The sequence below is a fragment of the Immundisolibacter sp. genome (assembly GCF_028696615.1).
Lineage (GTDB): Bacteria > Pseudomonadota > Gammaproteobacteria > Immundisolibacterales > Immundisolibacteraceae > Immundisolibacter.
This window is the reverse complement of the sequence record NZ_JAQVGQ010000318.1, coordinates 1-2572: the sequence shown is the minus strand read 5'-3', so window position 1 is coordinate 2572 and position 2572 is coordinate 1. Positions and strand designations below refer to the sequence as shown.

At 69.5% G+C, this 2572-nt stretch carries 1 protein-coding gene; it reads right to left on the bottom strand.

Annotation, left to right across the window (positions count from 1 at the left end):
• A partial coding sequence (locus PHC73_RS13795) for an N-6 DNA methylase (protein ID WP_300129404.1) occupies positions 1–2559 on the bottom strand: 2559 nt, incomplete at its 3' end.
• Positions 2560–2572: the final 13 nt, after the last annotated feature.

Sequence of the window (2572 nt, the reverse complement as noted above, 5' to 3'; positions counted from 1 at the left end):
CGCCTCGACTTCGGCGCGCTCCACCCAGTAGCGCGGTGTGACTATGTAGTCGGGGCGGGCCTTTTCGCCGTCCGTGCTGTCGCGGGCGCCGTCGGCTGCGTCGTCGTCGGTCAGTTTCTCCTGCGCGCCGGCGTAGGTGGCCCAGCGGTGGTCGAACTGGTGGATCAGCTTGGCTTCATACAGCGGCACCGGGTCTTGCAGGTCGCCGCGCCGGTCGGCGGTGCGGAACAGGTGGCTGTCGTTGGACATCTGAAACAGCGTCGCGAATGTGAGGCCCCACGGGTTGCCGTCCGGCCGGCGCTCATCCCACAGTACCGGCACGCGGCGGTAGATCTTCTTGGTGAGCTCGGCGTCGGCCTGGCTGCGGAAGACCGGGCAGGTGCGGGTGTTGGGGTTGATGAGGGCGAATTCCTCGGGCGTGAGCGAGAAGCGGCGGCGCGCATCCTTGAGCTGCTCCGGGGCGGTGAGGAAGAACGCGAGCTCCGCGCGCTCGGCCTGGCCGAGGGTGAGGATGCTGAATTTGTAGCTGCGGTGCACGCCGGGAAACATCGCGTCGCGGTTCTCGAAATCGAATAGACTCACCAGCCGGCCGTCAGCCAGGTGCGCGAAGAACGCCTTGGTGGAGTCGTCGGTGGCGACGCCGCTCGGGACGATGATGCCGGCGCGGCCTCGTGGCGCGCGCAGAGCGAGCGCGGTTTCGGCAAAGAGGGCGTAGGTGTTGACGTCCCCGACGCCGGTGAGCGGGTAGCGCCAGCCGTCGTGGGCAAAGGCGCTGGCGGCCTCCGCGGCGCGTTTGGCGCTCGCGAACGCCTCGAACAGATGCCGTTCGGGACTGCCGGCCGGCGCGCGCTCCAGCGCGGCGATGGCGCGGGCGCGTTCGGCCTTGTTGCGGGCGTTCGCGACATCGGGCGCATGGTTGGCGAAGAATTCTTGTTCCTGCAGCTTGATGCGCTCCCACGGCGGGTTGCCGAGCACACAGTCGAAACCGCCGTTTTTCAATACCTGGGCGAAGGTTTCGCGCCAATGCAGTACGTGGTGGGCGCGGGCGATCTGGCGCGCGGTTGCGATCACCGCTTCGTCCACCGGCTGGCCAGTGAGCGCGGCGAGCAGGTGCTCGGTGGTGGGGATGCACGCTTCGGTTTCCGGCCGCTTGGGGCAGAGGTAGGCGGCGAGCAACAGGTCTTCGGCCAGGAACGCCTGTTCCTGCTGCGCGCGCACGGATTCATACGCGGCGTGCTTGGCGGCGATTTGTTCCAGCGTGTCGTCGGGCAGAGCGTCGAGCGCGGCGAGCTTGGTGGCGAGAGTGTCGCGGGCAAAGTCGATGCTGAATTGCGGGCTCTGCTCGGTCAGCCGCTGCAATAGCTTGCGCGCCTCGCGGTTGCGCTTTTTGAGCCGCTCGCAGGTGGGTTTGTCGTCGCCGGTGAGCGGCTTGAAGGCGTCGTCCGGGATGCCTTGGGCGAGGCCGGCCGGATCGAGCACGCCGAGCAGGGCGTCGCCCAGCACCAGGTGCGGGTCCAGAAACGACAGCGGGGCTTCGGGGGTCATCGCTTCCAGCCACAGGGCGATCTTGGCCAGTTCCAGCGCCATGGGGTTGCGGTCCACGCCGAACAGGCAGTTGGAGACCACCTCGCGCAGCGCGCGGCGGTGCTCGGCGGCGCCAGGCTGGCCCTGGGCGCGGGCGCGCGCCAGGTGCGCGGCCAGCCGCCGCGCGGCGGCGAGCAGGAAGTGGCCGCTGCCGACCGCAGGATCAATGACGGTGATGGAGAGGATGGCGGCGGCTTCGTCGTCGGGGCGCTCGGCCTTTTTCTGCGCGATGACCGGCTCCAGCGCCGAGTCGAGCAGCGCCTGCACCAGGCTGTCGGGCGTGTAGTAGCTGCCGGAAAGCTTGCGGGCGTTGCCGCGGGTCTCATCGCCGCCGGCGAAGCTGAAACGGGTGGCGCCCGCGTCGACCACCGGCACCAGTTCCAGCAAGCTCTCGTAGACGCTGCCGAGCTCCTCCGGCCCCATGTCGTGCCAATTGACGCGCTCGGTGGCGCCGTCGCGGGCGATCCAGGCCAGCGCCCAGAGCGCGCCCAATAGGTGGCGGTTTTGCAGCTGGGCGGCGTCGAGCCAAGGGGTCTGCTCGCTGCCGAACAGGCCGCCCAAGGCGGGCAGCGCCAGGCGCGGCTCGCCGCTGGCCAGACCGCGGAAGGTGACTTTCAGCGCGGCGTAGAGATCGGTGTGTGCGTCGTGTGCGCTGTGGCGCACGGCGCGCTCGCGCAGCCGGCGCAGGCCGTAGCCGCGTTCGTACAGCCGTTGGGCGGCGGGATCGCTGGCGCACGGGTGCAGCAGGCCGCGTTCCTCGACCGTGAGCAAAAAGATGAGCCGGTAGACCAGGCGCAGCAGTTGCTGGAAGTAGCCGACGGGGGTGAGCTGGCCTGTGGTCAGCGCGGCGCGCAGCTCGGTGTTGGCAGGTTCGGCCAGAAAGCCTTGGCCGAGTTCCAGGATGGCGCGCTCGACGCCGCGACGCAGTTCGTCGCGGGCGCGGATGCCGGTCTGCTGGCCGACTTGGCGCCACACTTCCAAGGCGCAG